We start from the raw sequence: 538 nt of genomic DNA, 5'->3' as shown, positions 1-538 counted from the left end.
GCGGCCGGCGGCGCGGCCGAATCGGTGACGATCACGACCCACAGGCGGCGCGGGCCGTGCGCGCCATAGGCGAGCGTCTGCTGGATGTCGGACGTCTTCGACGGGCCCGATACCAGCACGAGGTTCGTCGGCATGCCGGCTTGCCAGCGCTCCGCGTGCACGGCGGCGTGCAGGTCCGCATGCAGCGTGCTCGCATGCACGAGCGCGATGTGCAGCGGCGGCACCAGCGACACCGTGCGCGGCGTGCCGGCATCGGGCGCGAGCACCAGCGTGCCGGTGGCCGCGATGCCCGAGCGTGCGACGGTGAAGCCCGCGTCGATCGTGTCGAACAGTTCGGTTTTCCACGCGTCGATCGGCCGGTCGAACGGCACCGGCGCGACCGTATCGGGCAGCGCGCGGGCAAGCGCCGCGGATTCGGCGCGGGCCGGGTCGAGCAGCAGGCGGCGCACGCCGGCGTCGGCCAGACGTGCGGCGAGCTGCGCGGGCCATGCGTCGGCGCTCGCGCACCAGACTTCGGCGTGCGACGCGGCGAGCGCCG

At 74.7% G+C, this 538-nt stretch carries 1 protein-coding gene; it reads right to left on the bottom strand.

Features of this window, described 5'->3' with window-relative positions; all coding sequences use genetic code 11:
• Positions 1-538 (bottom strand): lactate utilization protein C (locus tag A9Z05_RS03180; protein ID WP_069616847.1); only part of this gene is annotated, 538 nt, incomplete at both ends.

The sequence above is a fragment of the Burkholderia sp. A2 genome (genome assembly GCF_001729305.1).
Lineage (GTDB): Bacteria > Pseudomonadota > Gammaproteobacteria > Burkholderiales > Burkholderiaceae > Burkholderia > Burkholderia sola.
The sequence above is the reverse complement of the archived record's forward strand: the minus strand, read 5'-3'. Positions and strand labels throughout refer to the sequence as shown.